At 57.1% G+C, this 25112-nt stretch carries 26 protein-coding genes and 1 pseudogene; 21 read left to right on the top strand and 6 right to left on the bottom strand.

Features of this window, described 5'->3' with window-relative positions:
• Positions 1–19: 19 nt before the first annotated feature.
• Entirely contained in the window at positions 20–1051 is a 1032-nt protein-coding gene (locus RBB80_RS13880; RefSeq protein ID WP_433968806.1) for a zinc-dependent alcohol dehydrogenase family protein, read from the bottom strand.
• Positions 1052–1181: 130 nt separating this feature from the next.
• Here RBB80_RS13880 and RBB80_RS13875 point away from each other — a divergent pair, with 130 nt between their 5' ends.
• Positions 1182–1403 carry a hypothetical protein gene (locus RBB80_RS13875; protein WP_433968800.1) on the top strand — a complete coding sequence of 74 codons (222 nt, stop codon included), beginning with the start codon at positions 1182–1184 and terminating at the stop codon, positions 1401–1403.
• 189 nt (positions 1404–1592) lie between these two features.
• Here the strand turns inward: RBB80_RS13875 and RBB80_RS13870 are convergent, their stop codons facing one another.
• Both RBB80_RS13870 and RBB80_RS13865 read right to left on the bottom strand, forming a co-directional pair.
• Entirely contained in the window at positions 1593–3185 is a 1593-nt protein-coding gene (locus RBB80_RS13870; RefSeq protein ID WP_433968798.1) for an OmpA family protein, read from the bottom strand.
• A 227-nt stretch (positions 3186–3412) separates the two neighbouring features.
• Positions 3413–4150: a GvpL/GvpF family gas vesicle protein gene (locus RBB80_RS13865; protein ID WP_433968796.1), complete on the bottom strand. Its 738-nt coding sequence runs from the start codon at positions 4148–4150 to the stop codon at positions 3413–3415.
• A gap of 596 nt (positions 4151–4746) precedes the next feature.
• Here RBB80_RS13865 and RBB80_RS13860 point away from each other — a divergent pair.
• Positions 4747–5880, top strand: a complete 1134-nt coding sequence (locus tag RBB80_RS13860; protein WP_433968795.1) for a DUF481 domain-containing protein — start codon at positions 4747–4749, stop codon at positions 5878–5880.
• Positions 5881–5963: 83 nt separating this feature from the next.
• Here the strand turns inward: RBB80_RS13860 and RBB80_RS13855 are convergent, their stop codons facing one another.
• Positions 5964–6272, bottom strand: a complete 309-nt coding sequence (locus tag RBB80_RS13855) for a c-type cytochrome (protein WP_433969665.1) — start codon at positions 6270–6272, stop codon at positions 5964–5966.
• Here RBB80_RS13855 and RBB80_RS13850 point away from each other — a divergent pair.
• The 8 genes from RBB80_RS13850 (at position 6243) to RBB80_RS13815 (ending at position 13766) form a co-directional block, all read left to right on the top strand.
• Positions 6243–6428 (top strand): hypothetical protein, encoded by a 186-nt coding sequence (locus RBB80_RS13850; protein WP_433968793.1) that lies wholly within the window; start codon positions 6243–6245, stop codon positions 6426–6428. The genes RBB80_RS13855 and RBB80_RS13850 overlap by 30 nt on opposite strands.
• Positions 6429–6655: 227 nt before the next feature.
• Complete coding sequence (locus RBB80_RS13845; protein ID WP_433968792.1) at positions 6656–6904, top strand: hypothetical protein; 249 nt, start codon at positions 6656–6658, stop codon at positions 6902–6904.
• Positions 6859–7392, top strand: coding sequence for an outer membrane beta-barrel protein (locus tag RBB80_RS13840; RefSeq protein ID WP_433968790.1), 534 nt, complete (start codon positions 6859–6861; stop codon positions 7390–7392). The genes RBB80_RS13845 and RBB80_RS13840 overlap by 46 nt, the downstream gene beginning before the upstream one ends.
• A 169-nt stretch (positions 7393–7561) precedes the next feature.
• A complete protein-coding gene (locus tag RBB80_RS13835; RefSeq protein WP_433968788.1) occupies positions 7562–9085 on the top strand; it encodes a fumarate hydratase in 1524 nt (507 codons plus the stop codon).
• A 303-nt stretch (positions 9086–9388) separates the two neighbouring features.
• Positions 9389–9583, top strand: a complete 195-nt coding sequence (locus tag RBB80_RS13830) for a hypothetical protein (RefSeq protein WP_433968787.1) — start codon at positions 9389–9391, stop codon at positions 9581–9583.
• Positions 9580–9987 (top strand): winged helix-turn-helix domain-containing protein, encoded by a 408-nt coding sequence (locus RBB80_RS13825; RefSeq protein ID WP_433968786.1) that lies wholly within the window; start codon positions 9580–9582, stop codon positions 9985–9987. The genes RBB80_RS13830 and RBB80_RS13825 overlap by 4 nt, the downstream gene beginning before the upstream one ends.
• Positions 9988–11201: 1214 nt before the next feature.
• The gene (locus RBB80_RS13820) at positions 11202–13364 is read left to right on the top strand and encodes a DPP IV N-terminal domain-containing protein (RefSeq protein ID WP_433968785.1); all 2163 of its coding nucleotides are present in this window, start codon (positions 11202–11204) and stop codon (positions 13362–13364) included.
• 186 nt (positions 13365–13550) lie between these two features.
• Positions 13551–13766, top strand: coding sequence for a hypothetical protein (locus RBB80_RS13815; RefSeq protein WP_433968783.1), 216 nt, complete (start codon positions 13551–13553; stop codon positions 13764–13766).
• On the opposite strand, the pseudogene pgsA reads toward RBB80_RS13815, so the two are convergent.
• Positions 13763–14394, bottom strand: a pseudogene (pgsA, locus tag RBB80_RS13810) (CDP-diacylglycerol--glycerol-3-phosphate 3-phosphatidyltransferase). The gene RBB80_RS13815 and the pseudogene pgsA overlap by 4 nt on opposite strands.
• Between pgsA and RBB80_RS13805 the strand changes: the two are divergent.
• The 4 genes from RBB80_RS13805 (at position 14312) to RBB80_RS13790 (ending at position 17841) form a co-directional block, all read left to right on the top strand.
• Positions 14312–14497 (top strand): hypothetical protein, encoded by a 186-nt coding sequence (locus RBB80_RS13805; protein WP_433970166.1) that lies wholly within the window; start codon positions 14312–14314, stop codon positions 14495–14497. The pseudogene pgsA and the gene RBB80_RS13805 sit on opposite strands and share 83 nt — an antisense overlap.
• 370 nt (positions 14498–14867) lie before the next feature.
• Positions 14868–15011: a hypothetical protein gene (locus tag RBB80_RS13800; protein ID WP_433968781.1), complete on the top strand. Its 144-nt coding sequence runs from the start codon at positions 14868–14870 to the stop codon at positions 15009–15011.
• Positions 14996–15787, top strand: coding sequence for an FG-GAP repeat domain-containing protein (locus RBB80_RS13795; protein WP_433968779.1), 792 nt, complete (start codon positions 14996–14998; stop codon positions 15785–15787). The genes RBB80_RS13800 and RBB80_RS13795 overlap by 16 nt, the downstream gene beginning before the upstream one ends.
• A gap of 47 nt (positions 15788–15834) precedes the next feature.
• Positions 15835–17841: an Ig-like domain repeat protein gene (locus RBB80_RS13790; RefSeq protein ID WP_433968778.1), complete on the top strand. Its 2007-nt coding sequence runs from the start codon at positions 15835–15837 to the stop codon at positions 17839–17841.
• Positions 17842–17929: 88 nt separating this feature from the next.
• Here RBB80_RS13790 and RBB80_RS13785 read toward each other — a convergent pair whose 3' ends face one another.
• Entirely contained in the window at positions 17930–19195 is a 1266-nt protein-coding gene (locus RBB80_RS13785; protein WP_433968777.1) for a Glu/Leu/Phe/Val family dehydrogenase, read from the bottom strand.
• A gap of 301 nt (positions 19196–19496) precedes the next feature.
• Here RBB80_RS13785 and trpE point away from each other — a divergent pair, with 301 nt between their 5' ends.
• The 7 genes from trpE (at position 19497) to RBB80_RS13750 (ending at position 25058) form a co-directional block, all read left to right on the top strand.
• Entirely contained in the window at positions 19497–20996 is a 1500-nt protein-coding gene (gene trpE / locus RBB80_RS13780; RefSeq protein ID WP_433968775.1) for an anthranilate synthase component I, read from the top strand.
• Positions 20997–21878: 882 nt separating this feature from the next.
• Positions 21879–22466 (top strand): anthranilate synthase component II, encoded by a 588-nt coding sequence (locus RBB80_RS13775; protein WP_433968773.1) that lies wholly within the window; start codon positions 21879–21881, stop codon positions 22464–22466.
• A 12-nt stretch (positions 22467–22478) separates the two neighbouring features.
• Entirely contained in the window at positions 22479–22748 is a 270-nt protein-coding gene (locus tag RBB80_RS13770; RefSeq protein WP_433968771.1) for a hypothetical protein, read from the top strand.
• Positions 22748–23425, top strand: a complete 678-nt coding sequence (locus tag RBB80_RS13765; RefSeq protein WP_433968769.1) for a hypothetical protein — start codon at positions 22748–22750, stop codon at positions 23423–23425. The genes RBB80_RS13770 and RBB80_RS13765 overlap by 1 nt, the downstream gene beginning before the upstream one ends.
• A gap of 148 nt (positions 23426–23573) precedes the next feature.
• Positions 23574–24131, top strand: a complete 558-nt coding sequence (gene efp / locus RBB80_RS13760) for an elongation factor P (RefSeq protein WP_433969664.1) — start codon at positions 23574–23576, stop codon at positions 24129–24131.
• A gap of 156 nt (positions 24132–24287) precedes the next feature.
• Entirely contained in the window at positions 24288–24512 is a 225-nt protein-coding gene (locus RBB80_RS13755; protein ID WP_433968767.1) for an acylphosphatase, read from the top strand.
• A 6-nt stretch (positions 24513–24518) separates the two neighbouring features.
• Positions 24519–25058 (top strand): adenine phosphoribosyltransferase, encoded by a 540-nt coding sequence (locus RBB80_RS13750; protein WP_179585596.1) that lies wholly within the window; start codon positions 24519–24521, stop codon positions 25056–25058.
• Positions 25059–25112 lie beyond the last annotated feature (54 nt).

The raw sequence follows: 25112 nt of genomic DNA, 5'->3' as shown, positions 1-25112 counted from the left end.
CGTTGACTGTTTTGCATTGTCAACGAGCTGTGCGAATGACGATCTTTCCGAAGTGCGATGCGGACTCCATGTGGGCGAAGGCCTCAGCGGCCTGAGTGAAATCGAAGACCTTGTCGATGACAGGACGCAGGCCGGCCTTTGAGATGGCAGCGTTCATCTCCTCGAACATGGCGCGGGAGCCTACGTAGATGCCCTGCACGCGAAGCTGCTTGTGAAGGATGGGTGTGAGGGCGACGGGGTCTGAGGTTGCGACGCCGGAGAGAATGCCTATCTGCGCGACCGTGCCGCCGACTCGGGCAGATCGCAAAGATTGACCAAAGGTGCCAGCGCCACCTACCTCGATGATGCGATCTGCTCCCATGCCTGCGGTCGTTTCGGTAACCCATTTGGACCAGTCGGGATGAAGCTTGTAGTTGTATCCTGCGTCGAGGCCGAGGCTGCGTGCGCGGGATAACTTCTCTTCGCTCGAGGAGGTGCCGAGAACGCGGGCTCCGAGGAGCTTCGCGAATTGGAGCGCAAAGATAGAGACGCCGCCTGTGCCCTGGATGACTACGGTCTCTCCTGGATGTGCTGGACTGGGTGGGTCTCCGGCGTGATGAAGAGCGTTCCACACAGTCACGCCAGCACAGGGGAGAGTGGAGGCCTCTTCGTAGGTGAGGTGCTCGGGGAAACGGACGACTCCCTCTTGATCGAGAAGAGCGTACTCAGTGAGCATGCCGTCTGCGTCGCCTCCGAGAGCGGCCTTTGATTTGTCGGCGGTAAGCGGGCCGTCGAGCCAGCGCTGCATGAAGATGCCGCAGACGCGGTCGCCGACTTTGACGCGGGTGACACCGTCGCCCGTGGCGACGACTTCTCCCGCTCCGTCGGAACAGGGGATGCGCGGCAGGGACATCTTCGGGTTGTAGAGGCCTTTGACCACCATCAGATCGCGATAGTTTAGAGAGACCGCGTGAACTTTGATCAGGACCGTGCCGGGGGTTATTTGCGGAGTAGGCAGATCAATCTGCCGGAGGTGATCGAGGCCGAATTGCTGGATTGGGTATGCGCGCATAGTGTCTCTGGAAGGGTTGGATGCTGCCGATTTTGGAATTGCCAGGAGACGAGAATAGCGAAACTATTTATATATTGATATATCGCAGCGTAGAATGAGAAGTATGTCGCGAGGATGGGAGAGTAAATCCGTGGAAGAACAGCAAAACCAAGCTGCCGCTCCGAAACCTGTCACCGCAAACGATAATGCCGAGGTGGCGGAACGCAAACGAAAACGTCAGGCGCTGGAGTTGCAGAGAGAACGTATTCTGTCGGAGCGGACTTCGAGCCCACACCGACGATCTGCGCTCACGGTTGCGCTTGCCGATATCGAAGAGAAGCTCGCGGAGCTTGGGTGGTCGATTCACTTGTAGGGTTTTAGACTGCTTGGACGTTGGCAGTTGTGGCCCAACCGAGTCGGAGTCCCACTGTTGGGTCGGCTTGATCTGATCGTCGACTTTACGGTTAGGTTGGCGCTGAATTCTGGTGTCCAACATTTACTCGTCTGTTCTGGGAAGAGAAGGCGCGCCTACGGCGGCCTTCTGGTTTGGGAAGGAACGAATTTACTGCGGTGTTGTCGGAGGGGCTGGATCGGCGTCTGGGCTGCTCTGTTGGACGCCAATTGCGTCGCCCGAGACGACAAGATTGACGCGGCGGTTCTGGGCTCTGCCCTGCGCGGTAGCATTGTCGGCTACAGGCTTGGCTTTGCCGTAACCAGTGGCGGAGATGTTATCCGTCTGAACACCCTGAGTGACTAAAAAGTCGCGAACGGCATCAGCACGGTTTTCCGAAAGTTTCTGGTTGTATTGGTCGCCTCCGACGCTGTCGGTGTAGCCCTCTACCTGAAGCTTCAATCCAGGATAGGCCTGAAGGATTCCGGCAACCTTAGCCAGACTGATCTGTGTGTTGGTCTTGAGCGTGTAACGGCCGGTGTCGAAGAGCACGTCGGACATGTTGACGATGAGGCCTCGAGCTGATTCGCTGGTGGCGAGGACGCTGTTCAGTTGACTCCGAAGCTTTTCGCGGACGGAGTTGGCATCTGTTGCGCTCTTATTGGCAGCGGCTGCACGAGCCTGAGCTTCGGCGGCGGCTGCTTCAGCACGGGCGCGGTCGGCATCAGCTTCAGCCTGGGCAGCACGGGCGCGTTCAGCCTCAAGCTGCGACTGTTGAGCCTGAAGTTGCGACTGCTGAGCCTGAGCCTCGGCGTCACGTTTGGCGTTGTCTGCGTTCAATTGGCGCTCCGCAGCCTGCTTGCGCAGAGTGACGAGACGGGCGTCTTCAGAACGCTGTACGGCCTGGCGCGCGAAGGTGATCTCCATCTTGCGGTCGCCCTTTTTGTTCTGGTCGATGTCGGTAGCATTCCGTAGGTCCTGCATCGCCTCCGCCATGATGTCGGGAGCGTATTTATCGGCTCCAGCTGCCTGCGCGATGCGGACGGCGTTGTTGGCCTGATAGAGCTCAAGCGGAGATCTTTCATCTCTCGTAATTGGATTCAGGTTCGACTTGGAGCCCTCTGTTTGGGCGTAAGAACCGCGTGCCAGAAGGGAGTAATGAGCATTCACTTTTTCGAGCACGCCGGTAGTTTTGTCATTGATGATCACGTTCTGCAGCACGACGACATCGCTCGGCTGGGTTACTGAGAAATAAGGCTCTGCGGTGACGATCATGCCGAAGGACTGCAGGGCGGTGGTCACTTCAATGTTGTTCTTATTGTTCGCTGGAAGGACTTCGCCAAGATTGTTAGGGCGGCCGTCGGGAGTGATCGCCCAAAGGACGTAGGTCAGGTACTCAGGGCCGAAGCCGTTGGCTGGAGTGAGTCCCTGGAACCGGGCTGAGATGTGAATTCCACCCCGCTCGCTTGTTACCTTGGCCTCCCCTTTGGCCAAAGGAAGCAGAGGAGTACCTTTGAAGGCTAAATTTGTCGAACCGCTACGATGCAGATAGTTGACGGCGTCGAGGTCGCGTTGAACGACCTTCACACGATAGAGATAGATTCCGTTGTCCTGCTTCTTGATCTCATCCGAATCCTGAGGAGGATTGGTCTGGGCCGTGGGGTTAGGCTCCTGTGCGTGGAGCGCTATAGAGCCAGCTCCAAAGTATCCAAAGATTCCAGCAGAGATCATCAGGGCAGTAAGGACGTTCTTGGTGCGGTTCATTCACAATCTCCTTGCCGAACACAAACTAATGGCACAGGCGCAGAACTTTTCCTGCGTCTGGCGACTTATGATGCGATGCGCAGGACGGAGTAAAGGGTGTCCGGGAAACGCGCCTACCGGGTACACTCCATGGTGCTTAGAGGGATATAAACAACTGAAAGCAGGGCGCTTGCGAGACGCACGAGACGAACAACGGCTCTCCGTGAGAGAGCCGCAGGTGGTTTGGGTTATGCGCTGTGCTGATGTTGTGGTGTGGTCTTATGGACAAAGTGGTAAGGAGGCCAGGGGCCGGAGAGCTGCATGCGGCAGTCTTTGAGCTCGAGCGTGGCAGAGGTGTATTTGTTCTGATAGCGCTCCACGGTCTTATTGTCGATGAGGTGAGCGATGTCGAGAAGCATCTTGCCGGTGTCCATTCGCTTACAGGTGATCTCTTCGGCCAGCGGCAAAAACATGCGGTGCATCTGGATGGAGAGGGCGCGGGCTTTGGATTGGCGCTCGCGTTGACGGCTGGCGCTCTCGCGCAGGCTGGTCAGATACTGCTGGCCCACGGTCATGTCCCGAGCGGCGTTGCCTGGGCAGATATCGTCGACGAGTACTTTGAGATGCATCTCGGCTTTGCCGCGTAGACGCTCGACGTTGGCCTGAAAGTGACGCTGATTGGAGCGAACGGAGCGGCGCAGAGCATCGTCATCCTGAAAGGTGGTCCCGAAGCGGAAGGGCAGGACGGTGGAAAGCTTGAAGCAATCTGCGACGACACGTGCATGATCTTTGGCGGCCTGCTGGTCGAGTCGAGCTGTGTCTTCGGGGCTGTGCTCAGAGACGATGACAGCTAAATCACTGGCGGGAAACAAGAACGTCTGGTTACCGAAGAGCCCCGAGACATTCGTCAGGGGCATCGGGCGGCGGTGGCGGCAAAGCTCTGGAAATGCCTGTCTCTCTGCGACGCAATACGCGTACCATGCCATAAGTTTTATCCTTCCGAGCACGCTGAGGGGTCTAACCGCCCCATCAGGAAGTTGGTTATGTAACTCAAACCGATACGAAAATCTTGAAGGAGCTCTTCATTTCAATAGGTTTTTGGTCCTGAGAAGCATGCGAATTTGCCGCAAATTCCGCCGAACCGAAACGGATAGTATGCCTATCGAAGTACGATTGGCAACACTTTCTTCGCCGGAAAGATGCACTATTTTATGGGCACGGGCCATTGTCGATTTACTGAGGCTTGGAAGAGGTCATACCTCCAGATGCGATCCAGGAAGGACGCAGACCGTGGCGAGTGGAACGCTGATCGACTCTCCGGTTGAAGTTTTTGGTTCGCTGGAGGGTGCTCAGGAGTGCGCCAAGAGGGCGGATCGGACGCGGTGATCGGCCTGGAAGCGGGATCTTCAGGGCTGGAGATGCCGACCAGACGCAACATCTTTCCAATGACACGAACAACAAGTCTCATATTTACCTCGAAAACGTCTGAGCTTCCGCAAGGCTGGGCTATTTTTAACGGATGAGCCCAAACTACGAGACTACCCTTGGCAGCAGGGGCGGTAAGTGGACCAGTCTGTTTGTCTTGAGCCTGATCTTAGGCGCCATGTTTTACCAGGCATCGACGGGATGGGCCCAGAGCGCCACGGCCAAACCAGCACCCGATGTGATCGTGTTTACCAATGGCGATCAGTTGACGGGAACTCTGGAGGGGGCGACTGGCGACTCGTTTGTGTTCAAGAGCGATATCGTCGGCGAAATCACCGTGACCGCGGACAAGATCAAGGAGCTGCACACAGCTGGTAAGTTCGTCGCGTTGAAGAACGGCGAAAACGTGACCCGCACCTCCAAGACGCCGGCAACGATAACCTATCAGGACAATGCGGTGGCGCTGGCCGACCAGACATCCTCGAGCGTTGTCGAGACAATTCCGGTGAAGGATCTTTCCGTTCTGATCGATGGCGCGACTTATTCCAAAGAAGTCACCGGAAACCCGGGAATCTTTCAGGATTGGACAGGAGGAGTGACCGGTGGAGTGACGTTGGTTGAATCGACGAACACGGGACAGACGTTCACTGCGGCAGTCAACCTGATACGGCTCGTTCCTTCAGTCGCATTTCTGTCGCCGCGGACCCGCGACACCATCAACGTTTTGGAGACTTATGGCAAGTTGACGCAACCCGTGATTCCGCAGACGACGCCTCCAACGCCAGATTCCGTAGCGAAGACCAACATCTTTCATGCCGATGCGGAGCATGATAAATACATCACTGCCAGGCTTTATGGGTTGGTAGGGGTGTCGTATGATCACAACTTCGCGCAGGGCCTGAATCTGCAGCAGATCTACGGCGGTGGTATCGGCTATACCCTGATCAAAACACCGGTTCAGGAGTTTGACGTAAAGGCAGATGTCCACTATGAAAGACAAAATTTTGTGCCGCCCACCACGAGTAATGATCTGATCGGATCGAGCTTCAGCGAGCTGTATCATCGCAATCTGCCGCACAAGATACTGTTCACGGAAAGTGGCACGTACATACAGTCGTGGAACAATACCGGCATATACTCTGCGATCTTTGAGGCCGGGTTGCTGTTACCCACGTACAAACGCTTCAGCCTCAATCTCGATCTGCAGGATAATTATCTGAGCAATCCGGCGTTTGGCTACAAAGACAACAGCTTTCAATTCATCACTGGTGTGACTTACACGCTGAAGTAGGACGGTTAAGAGAGAACGGCCTCGATGCTGATGATGCGTCGAAGCCGTTCTGTTTTATGGCGTGTTCTCTGCGGCTATGCCGGTTATGGTGTGGGAGCGTTGAGAATCTGGGTGACGGGACCGGGGAGTTCCTTGTCGGCGTTCTCCAGAAGCAGGCTGACCTGCCACATCTGCGTGTCGGAGAGGACATGCTTGTAGGAGGGCATGCCGGAGAGACGAATGCCGTTGGCTACCTTCCAGTAGGTCTCGCCGGCTTCATCGTCGCTGACGCCGACTACATCGCTCGTCGAGTGTTTCTTCCAGAGCTGCGGAGCTGAGGGGAACATAGCCTTGGCGTAGGGTACATCGCGGCCAGGAGTGCCATGGCAGCTCGCGCACTGAGCACGGTAGATGTGTGCTCCGGACTCAAAGACATCCTCGCTTGTGCCGAAGGGAGCGGCTTTGGACTCGCGTTCGATCCGGGCGTCCAGAGGGAGCCGGACGATCTGCTTTTCGAAGGGAGGGCCGAGTCGGCCACTGCGACTGGCAGCGGTCCGAACTTGAGATAGGCGAAGAGTCCAAGGACGACGGCGACAATACCTAGCAGGAAACCGAGAAAGACTTTGCCAACACCGCCGCTACTGTTTTTTTTCGCCATCTTGAGCAAACTCCTTGGGGGTGATGGCCGCTTTGAGGGGCGGCGGATGTTCTAATAAGGGGATGGCCGCAGTTGGGCTTTCAGCCCGCAGGTCTCGAGTACCACAATAGCAAAGCCAAGCTTGTGCAGGAGTAATCGTTGATGTTCGGTTTTCGTTCGAGTGTAAAGAAGGTAGCAGGATTGTTGCTGGCGGGGTTGATGGCCAGCGGGGCGGTTGCGGTACAGGCACAGGTGACGCACAGGACGCGGCGGGAGTCGAGCGCCAACCGCAAGGCTCGCATCGCGCGGACGACTGCGGAGACGTATAGCCATCGGTATGAAGTTGCGGGGGCGGCGGATACATGCGGTTCAAACCAGGCTCTTCCCTGCAGAAGAATAATGAAGTGACGTTCTGGATGTCGGGAACCTACTTCCTGAATCCGAAGCTGGGCATCATCGGAGAAGTTCGCGGAGCGTATGGGAATGCGAAGATCGGGAACAACCTTGGGTCGCCAGTAACTCTGCCATTCAATCCGCAGATCTCGGAGTACCCGTTCCTGGGCGGAGTGGCCTACCGTGTGTACGCGAAGGAGAAGATTGCGGTGACGGTGACCGGCGAGGGCGGAGCTGTGCTGGGCAAGTTCGACGGCGACGCCAAGGGCTTCCAGTCGAGGGATATCGGGGTGTGGCAGGATGCAACCAAGCCGGCCTTTGCCCTCGGTGCCAACTTCGACTACAACTTCTATCCGAACATCGCGTTTCGGGTTTCGCCAACCTACGTGGCGACGTTCTTCCGGCTGGATCCGACGGATCTGACCCATGGGCCGCAGAGCACGATCCAGAACAACTTCGGGGTAAATGTCGGTCTGGTGTATCGGTTCGGAAAGATCAAGTAAGAGTTGGCTGATTGTGAACCGGTGCGGCGAGGTACTTCGCTGCACCCGTTTTGTTTTGCGGAGAGTTGATATTCAGATCACTGGTTGAAACGGCGTCGTTTCCGGCCAGAGACGATACAGCGCAAGTAAAATGCTGTAGCGGGGAATGATTCGTAGGAGGCAGTTCGTAATGGCGACGATCAAGCAGGACGACTTTATCCGCAGTGTGGCGGATGCGCTGCAGTACATCAGCTTCTATCACCCGGTGGACTACATTACGAACCTTGCCCGGGCCTACGAGATGGAGCAGAGCCACGCCGCGAAGGATGCGATGGCGCAGATTCTGATCAACTCGCGGATGTGCGCCGAGGGCCATCGGCCAATCTGCCAGGACACCGGGATCGTGACGGCGTTTGTGAAGGTGGGGATGGATGTCCGCTGGGAGCGGGGTATTGGCGGCATGATGACGATGCAGGAGATGGTCGATGAAGGCGTGCGCGAGGCATGGCGCAATGCCGACAACGTGTTGCGGCCGAGCATTCTGGAAGACCCGGTGTTCACGCGGAGAAATACCGGCGACAACACGCCTGCGATGGTGGTAGTGGAGTTGGTGGAAGGCGGGGACGTCGACGTAACGGTTGCGTCCAAGGGCGGAGGTTCGGAGGCGAAGAGCAAGTTCGCGATGCTCAATCCTTCGGACTCGGTGGTGGACTGGGTGCTGAAGACGGTGCCGACCATGGGCGCGGGATGGTGTCCTCCGGGAATGCTGGGGATTGGGATCGGCGGAACCGCGGAGAAGGCGATGGTGATGGCGAAGGAGTCGCTGATGGACCCGATCGATATGCAGGAGCTGATCGCGCGGGGGGCAAAGACGAAGATCGAAGAGCTGCGGATTGAGCTCTATCACAAGGTCAATCGGTTGGGGATTGGCGCGCAGGGATTGGGCGGCCTGACGACTGTGCTGGATGTGAAGATCATGGACTTCCCGACGCATGCGGCTAATCTGCCTATTGCGATGATTCCGAACTGCGCAGCGACGCGGCACCTCCACTTCAAGCTGGATGGCAGTGGGCCGGTGATGGTGGATCCGCCGAAGCTGGATGCATGGCCGAAGCTGGAGTACGACGTACACACGGCGCGGCGGGTGGATCTGAATACCGTGACCCACGAGGATGTGAAGACGTGGAAACCGGGCGAGGTGATTCTGCTTTCGGGCAAACTGCTGACTGGTCGCGACGCTGCGCATAAGCGGATGACCGATATGTTGACGCGAGGTGAAAAGCTTCCGGTCGACTTCAGAAACCGGTTTATCTACTACGTTGGGCCGGTGGAGGCGGTGCGTGACGAGGCCGTAGGACCTGCCGGACCGACGACAGCGACGCGCATGGACAAGTTCACTCGACAGATGCTGGCTGAGACCGGCCTGCTGGGAATGATCGGCAAGGCAGAGCGCGGACCTGCCGGGATCGATGCCATTCGCGAGTTCGAGGCGGTGTATCTGATCGCGATTGGCGGCGCGGCTTACCTGGTCTCGAAGGCGATCAAGAGCTCTAAGGTCCTGGCCTTCGCGGACCTTGGGATGGAGGCGATCTACGAGTTCGAGGTCGAGGATATGCCGGTGACCGTGGCGGTCGATACCAAAGGCACCAGCGTGCATACGACGGGGCCGGAGGAGTGGTCGCGCAGAATCGCCGGGATTCCAATTCTGCAGTAGCTGCGTGCGACGGTTGGTCTGTGTCACTGGTACCCCTCACCCCACGATAAAGTGCTAAAGTATTCAAAACACATGATTTATCCTGGTACTTCAAAGTGTAACTTGTCCCTTTAAAAGGACTTAGCGAGAATTGTTTACTAAAAGGTAAAGGCCCCGATGGATGGTCGGGGCCTTTACCTTGCTCTACTACCAGTATAGCAGTTGGTGCGGCAGTTTATGACGGGGTATCTCTTTGAAACGATGGTGGTTAGTTTGGTTTGGGGCTTGACAGAATCGGGCGGTGTCAATTCTGAACCCGCTGATGTGAAATTGCCTATAACCCGCGACGGCTCCGTTCACAACCTCGGCAACCTCGGCGGAACAATCAATAACACCTTGCTCGGCTCAGGAACTGTGGCCCTTTCAATCAACAATCGAGGCCAGGTAACTGGGGTGGCGGATCTGCCCGGCGACCAGATCCGATATCGGGTTGTGAGTGAGGTGAGTGTGACCCAATGATCACAAACCCAGGCCAGAGAGCGAAGGAACTCTACGACTTCGGACCGTTCCGCGTTGATCCAGAGAGGGAGACTTTGCTGCGGGAGGGTGAGCCTGTCCCGATGACGCCGAAGACTTTTCAGATCCTTCTGGTGCTGATTCGCCACAGCGAAGAGGTGGTAACCAAAGACGAGTTAATGAAAGCGGTGTGGCCCGACACTTTTGTGGAAGAGGCCAATCTCAGCCGCAACATCTTTATGCTGCGGAAGGCGCTGGGGGAGACGGCACAGGATCACAGGTACATCGTTACGGTGCCGGGGCGGGGATACCGGCTGGTGGAGAATGTGCACCTGATTCCGGATCAGGAGGTGAAGATTGTCGCCGCGACGAACTCCATAGTGCACGTCGATTGTTTAGATCGATAAGTTGTCACTTTCATACCGAGAAACGGTCTTGGGGAACTGACCAGGCGTCAGCGTCTGATCGCGGCACAGTTTGTGATGCCCTTGGTGAAGTCGAACAAGAACGATTTGGTGGAGAACCGATCTCCACCAAAGACCGAATACCTTTGCGCAGACTTGTCCTTCTCGACCAAAGCTTTCCCTTGCAGTCGCGGCGGACCATACATTGTCGGTAGTGATCGACCCTCCGACAATCGCATTGGCGATTTTGCACCTAGTTCTAGACTCGATGCTCCGGTCGGCAACAAACTCCACTCCGCCTTCCAATCTGAACTTAAGGAATGACCGGCGTGCTGATTCAGATGGATCATCGAATGTTGTTTAGCGCACCCGGTCTTACAATGGCAACGGGAACGGATAGTCGGCTCCGGGAGCAATTCGCGTGCCCCTTATTGTGCCATCAAAATGGAACCCCGGGATGAGTTTCCCGGATAGGTCATAGTTATCCTGAGTCCAGGTTCCCTTAAACCTGTTCCCGTCCCGGCTCACGGTGAGATGTGTTTTTTCAATGCCAACCCCGGTGGCATTCATTCCCTCGAAAATAAAGGCCGTATGCACAAGGTCGTAGCTCCGCAGCCCGGTTTTTTCCACGCACCCATGCAAAAACTGGTGCCCGCGTTAAACGCGCCCACATCGTTCAAGAGCTCTGGACCCCCGGCACTGAACTGTTCGAAACCTATATCATTCAGCATCCCTCCAGAGAAATAGACCTTCTTCCAAAGCCGAGAACAGTAGGCCTCGAATCGTCATTTTCCTTATCTTGTGCCACGGGTGAACCAGCCTGGTCTGAGAAGTCTTCTTCCCCCTGTGCGGCCGGTTCTTGAAGGCTCCTCAGTTCCGGAGACAACCTATTGCCGTTATGTGCCGCGGTTCCGCATTCTGCTTTCGCAACAGGAGCAACCAGGATTGACAGCGCTATCAAGGCTAGATTGACCCGCCCTGGATTTCTGAGTCTTGTAGTTCTCATGAAGTTCTCCTTTTGTCTTGCGATCTTGGGTTCGCTCGCAAGACGAAATCCATACTCATTCGAAGATCGGATCGGCCGCGTGGCTTGCGTTCCAAACGGTCTGAGCATGTTGTCTATTCCAATTCCATCGTTCCGGCGACGGACAAAACAGGACATCCCGCTTTTGGCCGCTTTTGGCCGGTATAATTTCCTGCTGGGGTCGGGATGGAGTATGTCAGCTAATGGCGATCCTCGATTGAACCTACTGGGACTGCCGAAGGTCACGGAGCGACCAAGGGTCCGCCTGGAGTCCTGGAAGGAAATTGCGTCCTATCTCATGCGCAGCGAACGTACTGTTCGCCGATGGGAAGAGACGGAGGAACTCCCGGTCCATCGCCAGCTTCATGAAAAGCGCGGCAGCGTCTACGCGTACGTCGACGAAGTGGATGCGTGGCGGCAATCTCGTCGTCTGGCTGAGCCGGGACATTCTGACCTGTCGCAACAGCAGTCAACTGTTCTTCTAAACGGCAGCACGCATGGCGATGGACCCAAAGACAAGTTCGTTGAATTTAACGAAATATCCTCAAAAACAGTTCGTCTCCAACCTCGCCTGACGGGTGCCAGGTTCTGGTTATTCATTCTTCCTGCTGTGTTTGGACTTCTTGCTGTGCTCGGAGGTCTTTTCGCAGTTCGTTCCATTCGGCAACGCACGGGCCGTTCAGTCCAAATGCTCACTGCAATACCGCTCACGACCGACCAGGGCAATGAAGTGCAACCCACACTGTCTCCCGACGGGAATGAAGTAGCGTTTGCCTATAATGACGGCCACTCTTTCAGATACCACATCTTTGAGAAGGCCATCGGTTCTGAAGGAGCCGTCCGACTAACCACCGATTCCACAAATGACCGGAACCCTAGCTGGTCACCCGACGGTCAGATCATTGCATTCTTGCGTTTCGATTCGGATCAGAACGCTCGGGTCATGACGATCCCATCGGCAGGAGGGACCGAGAAGGAGATCGCGACACTTCAGGTTGATCCCACTGAACCGGAAGTCAGTATTTCATGGTCGCCAAACGGTGAGTGGATTGCCACGTCCGAAGCGGAGACACCACATTCACCCATGAGCCTTGTCCTCATCTCAGCTTTGACGGGTAAAAAGAGGAGAGTTCTGTATAAGCCAGCACCCATAGATGCGGACCTAAGCCCCTCGTTTTCTCCCGATGGGAGATACCTTGCATTTGCGCGGCATCTTGGTACATATTCCGCCGATATTTACATTCTCGAAATTCCGCACGAAGACGGTACGGTCTCCCAGGCGAGAAGACTGACCAATTCCACTCGGATGAATACGAGTCCGGTATGGGCGAGGGACGGCCAGAGCATCATTTTCGTCGGCGACCACTCAGAGCTCGGCTTTCGAATCTGGAGAATTCCCGTATTTAATCATGGCGACGCTATTTTATTGAACGAGATAGGGCAAGACATTTCATCGATTGCACTTAGCGCTGGGACAAACCGTCTCGTCTATGCCAAACACATGGAAGATAACAACATTTGGCGTATCAATCTGGATCCCGTTTCGTCGGAATCGGGGCATCGCTCAGAGATATCAAAGAGCCGGCTGATTGCTTCGACCCGTCAGGATTTCAATCCTCAGTACTCACCTGACGGTAAGCAAATCGCGTACCAGTCGGACCGTTCGGGCGATTGCGAAATCTGGCTTGCGGACAGGGACGGGACCTCTCCGCGTCAACTGACCCGCCTGCATGCGGAGGTGAGTGGGTTTCCGAGGTGGTCTCCAGACGGGAAGTACATTGTGTTCCATTCCCGGCTCTATGGATATGCCAATCTATTCATCGTCAATGTGAAGACCGGCGATTATCGGAAACTGACGGCGGGATTGGGGAATGACACCGCGCCAAGCTGGTCGCATGATGGGAAATGGATTTACTTCGAGTCTGAGCGTGAGGCTGGAGGGCAAATCTGGCGAGTCCCTGCGAGCGGAGGTTCCGCGAATCGACTTACGAAGACGGACGGAGTCGCCGCATTAGAATCCGTGGACGGAAAGACCCTTTATTTTTCCAAAGGTTCTGATCCAGGGCTGTGGTCGCTTCCTTTGGCAGGGGGCACCGAATCGAAAGTTTTGCCGTCTCTTTACGGTTTCGATAACTTTGCTGTGGCCAAGCGAGGAATCTACTTCGTGCGGCCTGCGCCGGAGTCCCAGGCCATCATAAGTTTCAAAGACTTTTCTAGCGGCGCCATCGAAGACCTGGCCGTTCTCGAAGTGCCGATTGGGCGCGGGTTGGCCGTTTCGCCTGATGAACGCTCAATTCTGTATACGCAATTAGATCGAGCCGACAGCGATTTATTTCTGGTCGACAACTTTCGGTAAAGCATCATGCCCAGTCGGCTACTCTGCAGGATCTCAATTACTCTCGGCGCTCGATATGTGAAGCCGTACGTGAAGACGAACAATAGGGACTATATCGATGCCGAGGCGGTGGGTCGCCCAGGATGCGGTTCGTGCCGATCAAGACCGATGATCAGTTGGATCTTCAGTCCCTGCATCGGGTGCGTGATGCGTCGCACGGCAGTCGTCAATCAGATTCGCGGCTTGCTGCTGGAACGCGGGATCACTGTGCGGAAGGGACGGTGCCATCTGGATGCCATGTTGCCAGGACTCCTGGAAGACGCCTCGATGAAGCTGTCGGGCTCAGTGCGGCTGCTGTTGACTCAACTGAAGCTGGAATTGGCTTGGGCTTCCCAGTTGGACGCGACGCGCTTGGCAGATTAGGAGATGCGGGAAGGGTGCTCTGCCGGGGGCACGGGCTTGGGCTTGCGGCTTAGGACGAAGCTGCGGCGCTTGCGGCGTTTGTCGGAGGCGTGGTCTATCTTCTTCCAGAAGCCGATGAAGTAGTCGACCGCGGAGATGATCGAGACGATGGTCATCCAGTAGATTGCGGTGACGGCGATGAAGTGAACGCCTACGATGTAGCCGCCCCAGTTCCAGTAGTCCCAGCGGTGGGCGAGGATTGCCGCGACGACCGAGACAATCTGGATGACGGTTTTGAGCTTGCCGATCTCACTGGCTTCAATGGTGAAGCCTTCGGTCGCGGCGATGCTGCGGAGGCCTGAGACCAGGAACTCGCGGCTGATGACCAGGACCGCGATCCAGGGTGGGACCACGCGAGGGTTGTAGGCCACCAGGATGATGTACGCGGCGGTGACCATGAGCTTGTCGGCGAGGGGTCGAGCAGCATGCCCATGGTAGTGATCTGTTTGCGCCGGCGGGCGAGGTAGCCGTCGAGGCCGTCCGTGATGGCGGCAAGGATGAAGACGATGCTGGCAATGATCTCCTGCTCGCCGCCGCGCAGGCCCACCGCTCCGTGGCCGCCGGAAAAGGGGAAGGCGGGCGAGAGTATCCAGATGAGCAGAGGAACGCATGCGATACGGCTCATCGTGATGGAGTTGGGCAGGTTCATCGAGAGGTTACACGGTCCGCAGCAGGAGTACGCGGCACAATAGCATTCTGCCACAGTAAGACGCGTGAAAGTGGGAAAGGCTAATGGCAGCCTGCGGTTGCGGGGCGCGCTTCCGTACGGAGCATACTCCTACGGTCTTGCGCGAGCGTGATTTTGCGTTTTGGTTGGTTGTTGCCACCGAGCAAGTCCCGGCGATGCACCCGGAAGCGGCCGCATCGAGCAAGAACTGCACCTCCTTGACGGCTATCGACAAGATAGCTGAAGACTTTAGCGGAACAGGCTGGTGTTTCGACGGCTCTGAGGCCACTTTCGTTGCCCTCCAATAAATGGGAGCTCTTCCATAAACCCTTCCTGTCAGAAGCTCCTCTCTGTTCTTTCCATGACGCCGATAGAGAAGTAGTCCGAGCGTCGATATGCCGATTCGAAGTGTCTTGCCCAAGACGATTGCACTCTGCGCTCTGAGCCTTGTTGCCCTGGCTGCGACGGCCCAGCAGTTTCAACAGCCTCTGGTGATTACGACGGGAGTTGGCCGTCGGGGATTGTGGCCGCAGATCTGAACGGAGACGGCAGGGCCGACCTGATCTATACCGACCATGGCGCGACCGCAACCGCATCGACAACTCATATTTTGCTGAGTAACGGGGATGGAACCTTCGCCCCTGGGGAGACATTTGCCACAGCGGGGGCGTCGATTGCTGTTGCGGACTTCAATCATGACGGGCATGTTGATCTCGCATGGGTTTGGGGTGCGGTTGGACTCGGCAAAGCTTATCTGGCGCTGGGAAGAGGGGACGGAACCTTTGCGCCGGCGCAGGAGCTTGGCACCTTCGCGATTGTGGGAACGAATGCACCGCAGTTCCGCTACGTGATGGGAGCGCAGCTGCACGATACGGGTTACATGGATCTGCTGGTGGAGGATGCTGCGAACCCTTCGTTGATTACGCTGACGATGGACGAGAGCGGAACGCTGGTGAGGATCGTCGGGACACAACTCGCAAACGGCGTGGGGCCGATGGCAACGGCAGATCTAAACGGGGATGGTCACACCGATCTGGTGATTCAGTCCGTCACCGGCGGCGCAGCAGATGTCTTCCTTGGCTCGACGGATGGGCTGCTGACCGCTTCCGGCACCTATGCGGGATCAGGAGCGGTGCAGAGCATGCTGTTACATGACGTCGATGGCGACGGACATCCCGATCTAGTGCTGGAGGGAGTCGAGGGGCGGATTGAGATCTTTCATGGAAACGCGGATGGAAGTTTTTCGACGACCTCCGAGGGCGGAAGTGGGAGCGCAGATGCGACGACCGGTTTGGGGGACATCTTGTCGCGGTAATTGATATTGCTGGGCGAAACAATTTTTATACAGCGACTCCGGCTGGCATGAGTGTTCTGCTTGGACAGAGCGATTTGAGCCTTGGACTGCAGGGAATCTACAACGCGGGACCGGGGCGGATGAGCTTCGCAGTTGCGGACTTCAACGGCGATGGCTTGATGGATGTGGCAGTTGACTCGCCTGAAGGAATTGCGATTTTGTTGGGGAGTGCGGATGGAGGGCTCGGGAGTTCTCGCGCGTTTGCGGCAGGACAGCCGGCGTTGAGCGGAGCTTTGGGGGAGTTCAGCGGATCGGGCAATCTGGATGCCGTCGTGAATGTTTCTGCTTCGCAGGCTCTCCTGCTGCACGGGAATGGAGACGGAACGTTTTCCACTACCGCAACACCGACGACCGCGCAGGTGGGTGTTGCCGCGGACCCTCAAATTGCGGGGCTGCCGAGAGCGCCACTGGCAGCAGGACTAGTGCAAGCGGCGGCGGTGACAGTCGATCTCGATGGAGATGGCAATCAGGATGTGATCGTGGCCTATGACAACCAAAGCGCCGATCACGCTCACCCGACGGCAGCCGTAGCGAACGCGATTTATATCTGGTATGGAAACGCCGATGGAAGCTTCTCTTCGCCCGTATTGATGACGCCCTCGCGAAATTTTTACCAACTGACGGTGGTCGATGTAAACGGCGATAGTCGGCCGGATCTGGTGATGAGTGACGGTTATGTGGTGAGCGTCCAGAACAATCTCGGCGGGCGAATGTTTGGGGCAGAAGCACACTTCCTGGCAGGTATGGGAATCAATTCGATCTCCGCTGGAGACGTGAATAAGGATGGATTGACAGACCTGGTCGTTGCTGATGGCGGGACGGTGATTGCGAATCCAGCGATCGGCCGAACAACGCCGGAGAGCGATGATGTAATTACCGGTGGGATCACGGTGCTGCTCAACAGAGTCAAGACGCAAACTATCACTGGCAGACTCACGGCTGCCCCGAATGCGACAGACTATGGGGAGACCTTCACGCTTATGGCACAGGTCACTCCTCCAGCGAATGGACCGTCGGTAACGGGAACTGTGACGTTCGCTGTCGACGGCAAGCCGCTGGGGAGCGTGGCTGTAAGCGGGGGTGTGGCTTCGGTTATAGTTTCCGGAACTACGCCAATCGGAAGACATGTGTTGACAGCCGAGTACAGCGGGAATTCAACCTACCACGGCGTCGTGTTGAACGGGACGCATGCCGTAACCGGTATCCCGACCACGGTCGTCTTTACGATTTCGACACCCTCGACAATCTACTTCGGACAGACAGTGAGTGGGTCCGCGGTGGTGACTGCGAGTGATGGCAGCACGCCAACCGGGACGATCTCTTTTTTCGACGGCACGACGAACATTTGCACGATCCCGGTAACTCAGGCGGCGAGCTGCCCGGCGAGTGCAGGCGCCGGATTCGCTGTGGGGATACATACACTGACGGCGGTGTACTCAGGAGATTCAACGCATCAGGGATCGACCTCCGCACCGGTAACGGTGACGGTACTGCCACTTGCGACGACAGCGAATGCGTTCAGTATTTCGGTGACGGGTTCTTCGATCACAACGGTGGGCGGGATGGTGAACCTGCAGGTGGCTGTGACTCCTCAGGCGGGATATTTACAGCCGGTTCAGTTATCGTGCAGCGATCTGCCGTCGGAAGCGACGTGCAGGTTTGCGGCAGGGACGATTCCAGGAGGCGGCGGGACAACGACCCTGCAGTTGAGCATGATGGCTCCACGATCATGCCAGGTTGCGGATTCTGAATCGCGGACTGCTGATCTGCCGTTTGCGGGTACGACTCTGGCGGCGCTGGTTGTGTTGCTCTTACCGGGTAAACGGCGGCGCGCGATTAGGAATTTGCTAGTAGCAGTCCTTGCAATCGGCGGAACGGCTTCGCTGACGGGATGCGGGGCCTGCACCAACCTGGGGACCAAACCGGGGAATTATACGATTCGAGTCATTGGGACCGGATCAGGGACGGTTGCGAGCATCGTGTCTACCAAAGTAAAGGTGACCGTGAAGGACTAACCGCTTTGATTGAAACGAGGGTGACATAGCAAAAAGAGGCAGCCTCGTCAGCTGCCTCTCTGTTCATCATTTTGTCGTTGTATGAGCTTCAAGCATAGATACCGCGCTGTTTGGTGGTGTAGGCCACGCGGTCGATTGCGAGCATGTAGGCGGCGATGCGGTTGTTGACGTTGTGGTTCTGGGCGTAGGTGACGACATCGTGAAAGCTCTCGGTCATGATGTTGTCGAGGCGCTGGTTGACCTCGGCCTCGGTCCAGAAGTAGCCCATGCGATCCTGCACCCACTCGAAGTAACTGGTGGTGACGCCGCCAGCGTTGGCGAGGATGTCGGGGATGATGAAGACTTTTTTGTCGGCGAGGATCTCGTCGGCCACCGTCGTCGTCGGGCCGTTGGCGCCTTCGCAGAGGATCTTGCAGCGGATGCGATCGGCGTTTTTGCTGGTGATGACGTTTTCGGTGGCTGCTGGGATGAGGATCTCGCAGTTGTAGGTGAGGAGCTCGTGTCTGTCGACGGCCTCGGCCTCGGTGAAGCCAGTGATAGTTCCGGCTTTCCTGCGGTGCTCGATGAGGGCTTGGATGTCGATGCCGTTGGGATTGTAGAGTGCCCCGTCGTACTCGGCGATGCCGATGACGGTGTAGCCCTTCTGGCAGAGGAGCTTGGCGGAGTTGGAGCCGACGTTGCCGAAGCCCTGGATGATGACGCGGCAGCCGTCGATGGACATGCCTAGATGCTTCATGGCTTCATCGCAGACGACGGAGACGCCGCGGCCGGTGGCTTCTTTGCGTCCGCGGGAGCCGCCGAGGTTAACGGGCTTGCCGGTGACGACGGCGTTGACGGTCTGGCGCATGTGCATGGAGTAGGTGTCCATGATCCAGGCCATGGTCTGTTCGTCGGTGCCCATGTCGGGCGCGGGAACATCCTTTTCCGGTCCGATGAACTCGATCAGCTCGGCGGTGTAGCGACGGGTCATGCGCTCGAGTTCACCCTGAGACATCTTCTTGGGATCGCAGATGACGCCGCCCTTAGCACCTCCAAAGGGGATATTGACGACGGCACACTTCCAGGTCATCCAGGAGGCTAGAGCACGGACTTCGTCGAGGGAGACGTCAGGGGAGTAGCGGATGCCGCCCTTTGCGGGGCCGCGGGCAACCGAGTGCTGTACACGGTAGCCGGTGAAGACTTCGATGGAGCCGTCGTCCATGCCGACGGGGATGTGAACGATGAGTTCGCGGGAGGGGTAGCGAAGGACCTTCCAGATGCCTTGATCAAGATTGAGTTTTCGTGCGGCGAAGTCGAATCGAGCGGCCTGAGCTTCCCAGGGGTTCGTCTCCTGCTCGAGCGTAAGGGTCTGCATTTTTACTTTCCTTTGTTCTGTTGCTGGTATCAGCGATTCTCCGGCCATCTCGTGCCTCCGCTAGAAGCAAGGATACAGCTTGTGCCAGACCGGTCTGTGGCCAAACTCGAGGAGTATAGGCTCGCCGAATGACGATGTGCAATCGAACCAACGGGGGAGGAGCCGCCATCGTCAAGACTATCCGACCGGACATAAAACATGCATAAAGCTGCATTTATGATGGAGGAAGCCATGCCTTTTCTAGACTCCAATTCCCTCCCCCGCCGGTGAATTTCTAAAATTAAGCCGTAAACATTCGCTGGTGCCCGTTTACCGGACAGTGACGGCAGACCTGGAGACTCCGGTTTCGGCGTTTCTGCGCATTGCGGCGGAGGAACCGGAGGCGTTTCTGCTGGAGTCAGTAGAAGGCGGCGAGCATGTCGGTCGCTACACCTTCATCGGCATACAACCGTATAAGAAGATGGTGGCGCGGGGGACGCGGATTACGGTTCGCGAGGGACGGCGGGAGAGCACGTTCGAGGGGGATATCTTTGAGGAGCTGAAGCGGGCGCTTAGCGGACATACTCCGGCGCGGTTGCCGGGGCTGCCTCCGTTTACGGCTGGCGCGGTGGGGTTCTTTGCGTATGACGTGGTGCGTCAGATCGAGAAGCTGCCCTCGCTGGCAAAGGATGAGCTGGGGGTTCCGGATGCCTGTTTGATGTTCTTTGATCAGGTTCTGGCGTTCGACCACGTGAAGAAGGAGATTCACCTGATGGTGACGGCGGACCTGACGCGGGAGGCTCGCGAGGGTGCGTATGAGCGGGCGGTGCGAAGGCTGAACAAGATGGAGAGGCGGCTGGCGGAGGCGTTGCCGGTGCGGCGGAAGAAGAAGCCTGAGGGGAAGTTGAAGATCACGTCGCGGACTGCGAAGGCTGCGTTTCTAAAGGCGGTGGAGAAGACGAAGGAGTACATCGCTTCGGGGGATGTGTTTCAGTGTGTGCTGTCGCAGCGGTTTGATTGCGTGCCGGGGGTGGATGCTTTTGAGGTGTATCGGGCGTTGAGGATTGTGAACCCTTCGCCGTATATGTACTTTTTGCGGTTTGGTCTGGAGGATGCTGCCGGGGTTGGGTTGAAACCCACGTCTGCAAAGGCCAGACGTGGGGCATCCGGTTCTGCGACGCCCCGATCTTCTGTGGCGCATATTGTGGGGTCTTCGCCGGAGCTGCTGGTGAGAGTGCATGGTCGTGAGGTGGAGTATCGGCCGATTGCGGGGACAAGGCCGCGGGGTGCGGATGAGGTGAAGGATCGGGCGATGGAGGCGGATCTTCGCGCGGATGAGAAGGAGGTCGCCGAGCACATCATGCTGGTCGATCTGGGGCGGAACGATGTGGGGCGGGTGAGTGAGTTTGGGTCGGTGAAGGTGAAGGATCTGATGTTCGTGGAGCGGTACAGCCACGTGATGCATATGGTGAGTTCGCTGGAGGGCGAGCTAAAAGCTGGGCTGGGGGCGCTGGATGCGTTTCGTGCGTGCTTCCCTGCTGGAACGCTGAGCGGTGCGCCGAAGATTCGCGCGATGGAGATTATTGAGGAGCTGGAGCCGGCTCGGCGAGGGGTGTATGGGGGGAGTGTGCTTTATGCGGACTTCAGTGGAAATCTCGACTCGTGTATTGCGATTCGTACGCTGTATATGAATGGCGAGCAGGGACACTTTCAGGCGGGGGCTGGGATTGTGGCGGATTCGGTCCCGGAGAAGGAGTTTGAGGAGTCGGTGAATAAGGCGCGGGCGGTAGTGCGGGCGATTGAGCGGGCGCGGGGTGTTTAAGAGCCTATGTATCCTTGTGTGAAGCACAAAACAGCGACAACAAGGCATGTCATGTTACGGATTTGTCCGATGGTTCTATTCGCAGCGTTCGGGGGATTGCCTTCGGTCACGACCCTAGTGCAGAGTGGCACAACGCTTACGGGGACTTCCTCGAGCGCCGCCACAGACGAGAGGATCGTGAATACTCCCTACTCAGCCCAGCGTCACTTCACATCTGTCGAGAAGTTGGCCGATGGAAAAATCAATCGGAGCGAATCGGGCGGAAGTGAGGCGCGAGATTCGCAAGGACGTACCTACAGCGCGGGCGAGCGCCATTGGACTTATCAAGGAGTTCTCAAGAGTGAAATACTATATCGAATCCACGATCCGGTTGCGAACACTGACACAAGATGGGACTCAAGCTCGAAGGAAGTGAAGGTTATCCACTGGCCTCAGAACGTGAGTAATGATGAGACTTCTAGTGCGCAGTGCCAAGCGTGCCTTGAAGCTATGCCGAGCGATTCAGGTAGCGTAATCGAGAAGCTTGGAACAAAAACCATCGATGGAGTTGCCGCTGTAGGCACGCGTAGTAGCTACACAGCGGAACAAAGGCTCCAATGACCACCCAATTGTTGTCGTCCACGAGACATGGTACTGTCCGCAACTCAAGATTGTGATCCTCGAAACTAACGATGATCCTCGTAGCGGGACGACTAGAAATGAGTTGATTGCCGTAGTTCGTGGTGAGCCGGACGTCAAAAAATACAATCCGCCATCGGATTACGTTGTTCACGAGTTGCAGATGCCGTGATAGTCGGCAAATTTTGAGATAGATTCGACATGCGCATTCTTGCGGGTGTTGCCTGTGGGTGGCTGCGTGGGGCGTAGAATTTAAGGATTGCTATGGTCTTCGTTCTGGATAACTACGATTCGTTTACTTACAACCTGGTGCAGTATATGGGTGAGCTTGGCGCCGAGATGGTGATTCGGCGCAACGATGAGCTGACGCCGAAGGAGGTTGAGGCGTTGCGGCCGGAGAGGATCTTGATCTCGCCGGGGCCTTGTACGCCGCAGGATGCGGGGATCAGCATGGAGCTGATCAAGCACTTCGCCGCGCTGGGGGAGGCCGGTGGGCCGAGGGTGCCGATTCTTGGGGTGTGCCTGGGGCACCAGGCGATCGGTGCGGCGTTTGGCGGCAACGTGATTCGCGCGCCGAAGCTGATGCACGGCAAGACGAGCGAGGTGGAGCATGATGGGAAGACCATCTTTGCGGGGATACCGTCGGCGATGACGTGTACGCGATACCACTCGCTGATTGTGTCGGAGGAGGGGCTGCCGGAAGAGCTGGAGGTGTCGGCGCGGACGGCAGATGGCGAGACGATTATGGCGCTGAGGCATCGCGAGCTGCCGATTGAAGGAGTGCAGTTTCATCCGGAGAGCGTGTTGACCGTGCATGGCAAACAGATCATTCAAAACTTCCTGAAGATGTAGGTTGGAGCAGTAATGGTGCGTCGGCTGATTCTTGTGTTCGCGATCGGATGTGAGGCGGCTGGCGCTCAACAGCCGATCGGCACGGTTGGAGTGCAGAACGCCAACATCGCGGGAGCGCTCGAAGTGAGCAATGGCCGCGCAATTCTGGTGGGAAATACGACCGTCACGGCGAGAGATCATACCGCTGAGATTGAGTTGAAGCGGGGTGGCACCGTCCGCGTGTGCGCGACCAGCGGGCTGCATGTGACGTCGGGCCAGGAGCGGGTGGCTCACAGCCGTTGATGCTGGCTCTGGATCGAGGTGCCATTGAGGTGCAGATGGCGGCGACGACGCACGATATGGTGATGACGCCGGACCTGCGTTTTACGATGCGTGGCGATGGTCCGCTCGACCTGCAGCTTCGAGTGACGAGGAACGGCGACACCTGTGTTGAGAATCGCGGAGCACAGGCTCCCGTCTTGAACATTGCGGACCAGTTTGGTGAGGCGACCTACGAGCTGAAAGCCGGGCAGCATGTGCTGTTCGAACATGGCAGTCTGAAAGAGGTTGTCGACCATGAGAGTTCCTCGTGCGGGTGTCCTCCGGAGCCGGCGGTGACTGTGGCCGACGCGCTCTTGAACGCGGGCGATCCGAGTACGCCGGGGGATGCGACGAAGGCTGCGGCCGAACAGCATCCCTTCCCCGCCGCCGTGAGCGCGGGATTGGCTCCAGTCGCGGTGCCACAAGCTCCTACCGGGGATCTGCATGAGCAGGTTTCGGCAACCCTTAGCTCTGGCGGCGGAACGGATAGTCTGACGCCCGCAGCTGTGCCAGATCCGAAGGGAACCACTGCAGAAGCGACTACGAACGGGGCTGCGCAGAGTACACCACCGCCCAATTCGCCCCCTGCATCAGCGCCTCGTCACGGTTTTGCGCATGCAATGGGTCGGTTCTTCCGGAAGATCTTCGGCAGCGGATGAGACGTGGCGATAACAGGTGTAATAAAAGCGGAAGCAGGCCTGCTGAGCTACAATTAAAGGGTTGTAGGCTCGTCGGCAGAGATGTTGATGCCGACACCAAAGATTCTCAGTACAGATGAATTCAGCACAGATCAGGGGTTTTTATCTTATGTCGATTCCCGCAACGCAGATGCGCCCGGGCATGATTATCAAGCACAACAACGACCTTCATCTGGTCTTTTCAGTGGAGCACCGCACGCCGGGAAACCTGCGCGCCTTCATCCAGGCGAAGCTTCGGAACGTCCGCACCGGCGCAATGTTTATCGAGCGCTTCCGTTCGCCGGATCCGATCGATCGCGTCATCGTCGACGAGACGAAGATGGAGTTTTTGTACAACGATGGCGATGACTACTACTTCATGGATGAAGCATTCGAACAGACTATGCTGAAACGCGAAACGCTTGGAGACGCAGTCGAATTCCTGATTCCGAATCTAAGCATCAGCGTCAGTTACTACGACGGCAAGGCTGTCGGCATCGAGCTTCCGGGAGTAGTTGAGATGACCGTGATGGAGACCGAGCCTGGAATCAAGTCGGCGACGGCGTCGTCGGTAACCAAGCCTGCAAAACTTGAGACGGGACTGGTTGTGCAGGTTCCACCCTTCATCAACGAAGGCGAAAAGATTCGCGTAGATACGGCTGAAGGCGCATATATGAGCAGGGCGTAACCAAGTTAGTTTGTAGAAGAGGCGGGGTCACTGGCTCCGCCTTTTCTTTCGTCTGCTGCGCCTTGCATGGGTGTAGCCGCTCTGCGACACTGGAGGCTCCATGGTGTGCCATTACCTCGTAAAAGGTCGCGTGCAGGAGTCGGATTTCGCTGGTTTGTGCACCAGGAGGCGGCCGAGATTGGCCTGCGCGGATGGGTTCGGAACACCGATCAGGGACACGTCGAGATTGTTGCAGCGGGTAAACCAGAAGAACTTGCCGAGTTGAAGAATGCGCTGAGGAATGGTTCGCGCGGCAGCCGCGTTGACGCCGTTGAGGAACACGAACTGGTCGAGAGCGAAGGCGCGCAGCTCGGACCATTTGAGATTGAGGGAGCCTGGTAAGAACTGATGACACTACCGATTAACTGTGAACCACTGAAGACTCTGATCCGCACCGTGCCGGATTTTCCGAAGCCTGGAATTCTGTTTTACGACATTACAACGGTCTTGAAGGATAAAGCGGGATTCGCCACGCTGATCGACGCCTTCGCCCAGTACTACATTGGAAAAGAGATCGACCTGGTGCTGGGCATCGAGGCTCGCGGCTTCATCTTCGGTCCTGCGTTGGCGTATCGCCTCAACGCGGGATTCGTGCCTGTGCGCAAGCCGAAGAAGCTGCCCGCGCCGACGGCTCGGGTGAACTACGATCTCGAGTACGGGACCGACTCTCTGGAGATTCATCTCGATGCCATTCAACCGGGCGAGCGCGTCGTCATCGTGGATGATCTTCTGGCGACTGGCGGCACCATGCAGGCGACGGTGCAGCTGGTACGGCAGCTCGGCGGCGAGATCGCGGGACTTGGGTTTGCGATCGAACTCGACTTTCTGAAGGGCCGCGAGAAGTTTCAGGAGTACGACGTACTGAGCCTGCTTCACTACGACGAGTAAGCCGGCAAATCGAGCGGAGCCTGCGCAAAAATAGACATCTCTGAATAGCTGCTA

The sequence above is a fragment of the Tunturiibacter gelidiferens genome, assembly GCF_051013345.1.
GTDB classification, from domain to species: domain Bacteria; phylum Acidobacteriota; class Terriglobia; order Terriglobales; family Acidobacteriaceae; genus Edaphobacter; species Edaphobacter gelidiferens_A.
This window is presented reverse-complemented; position numbering and strand designations above follow the sequence as displayed.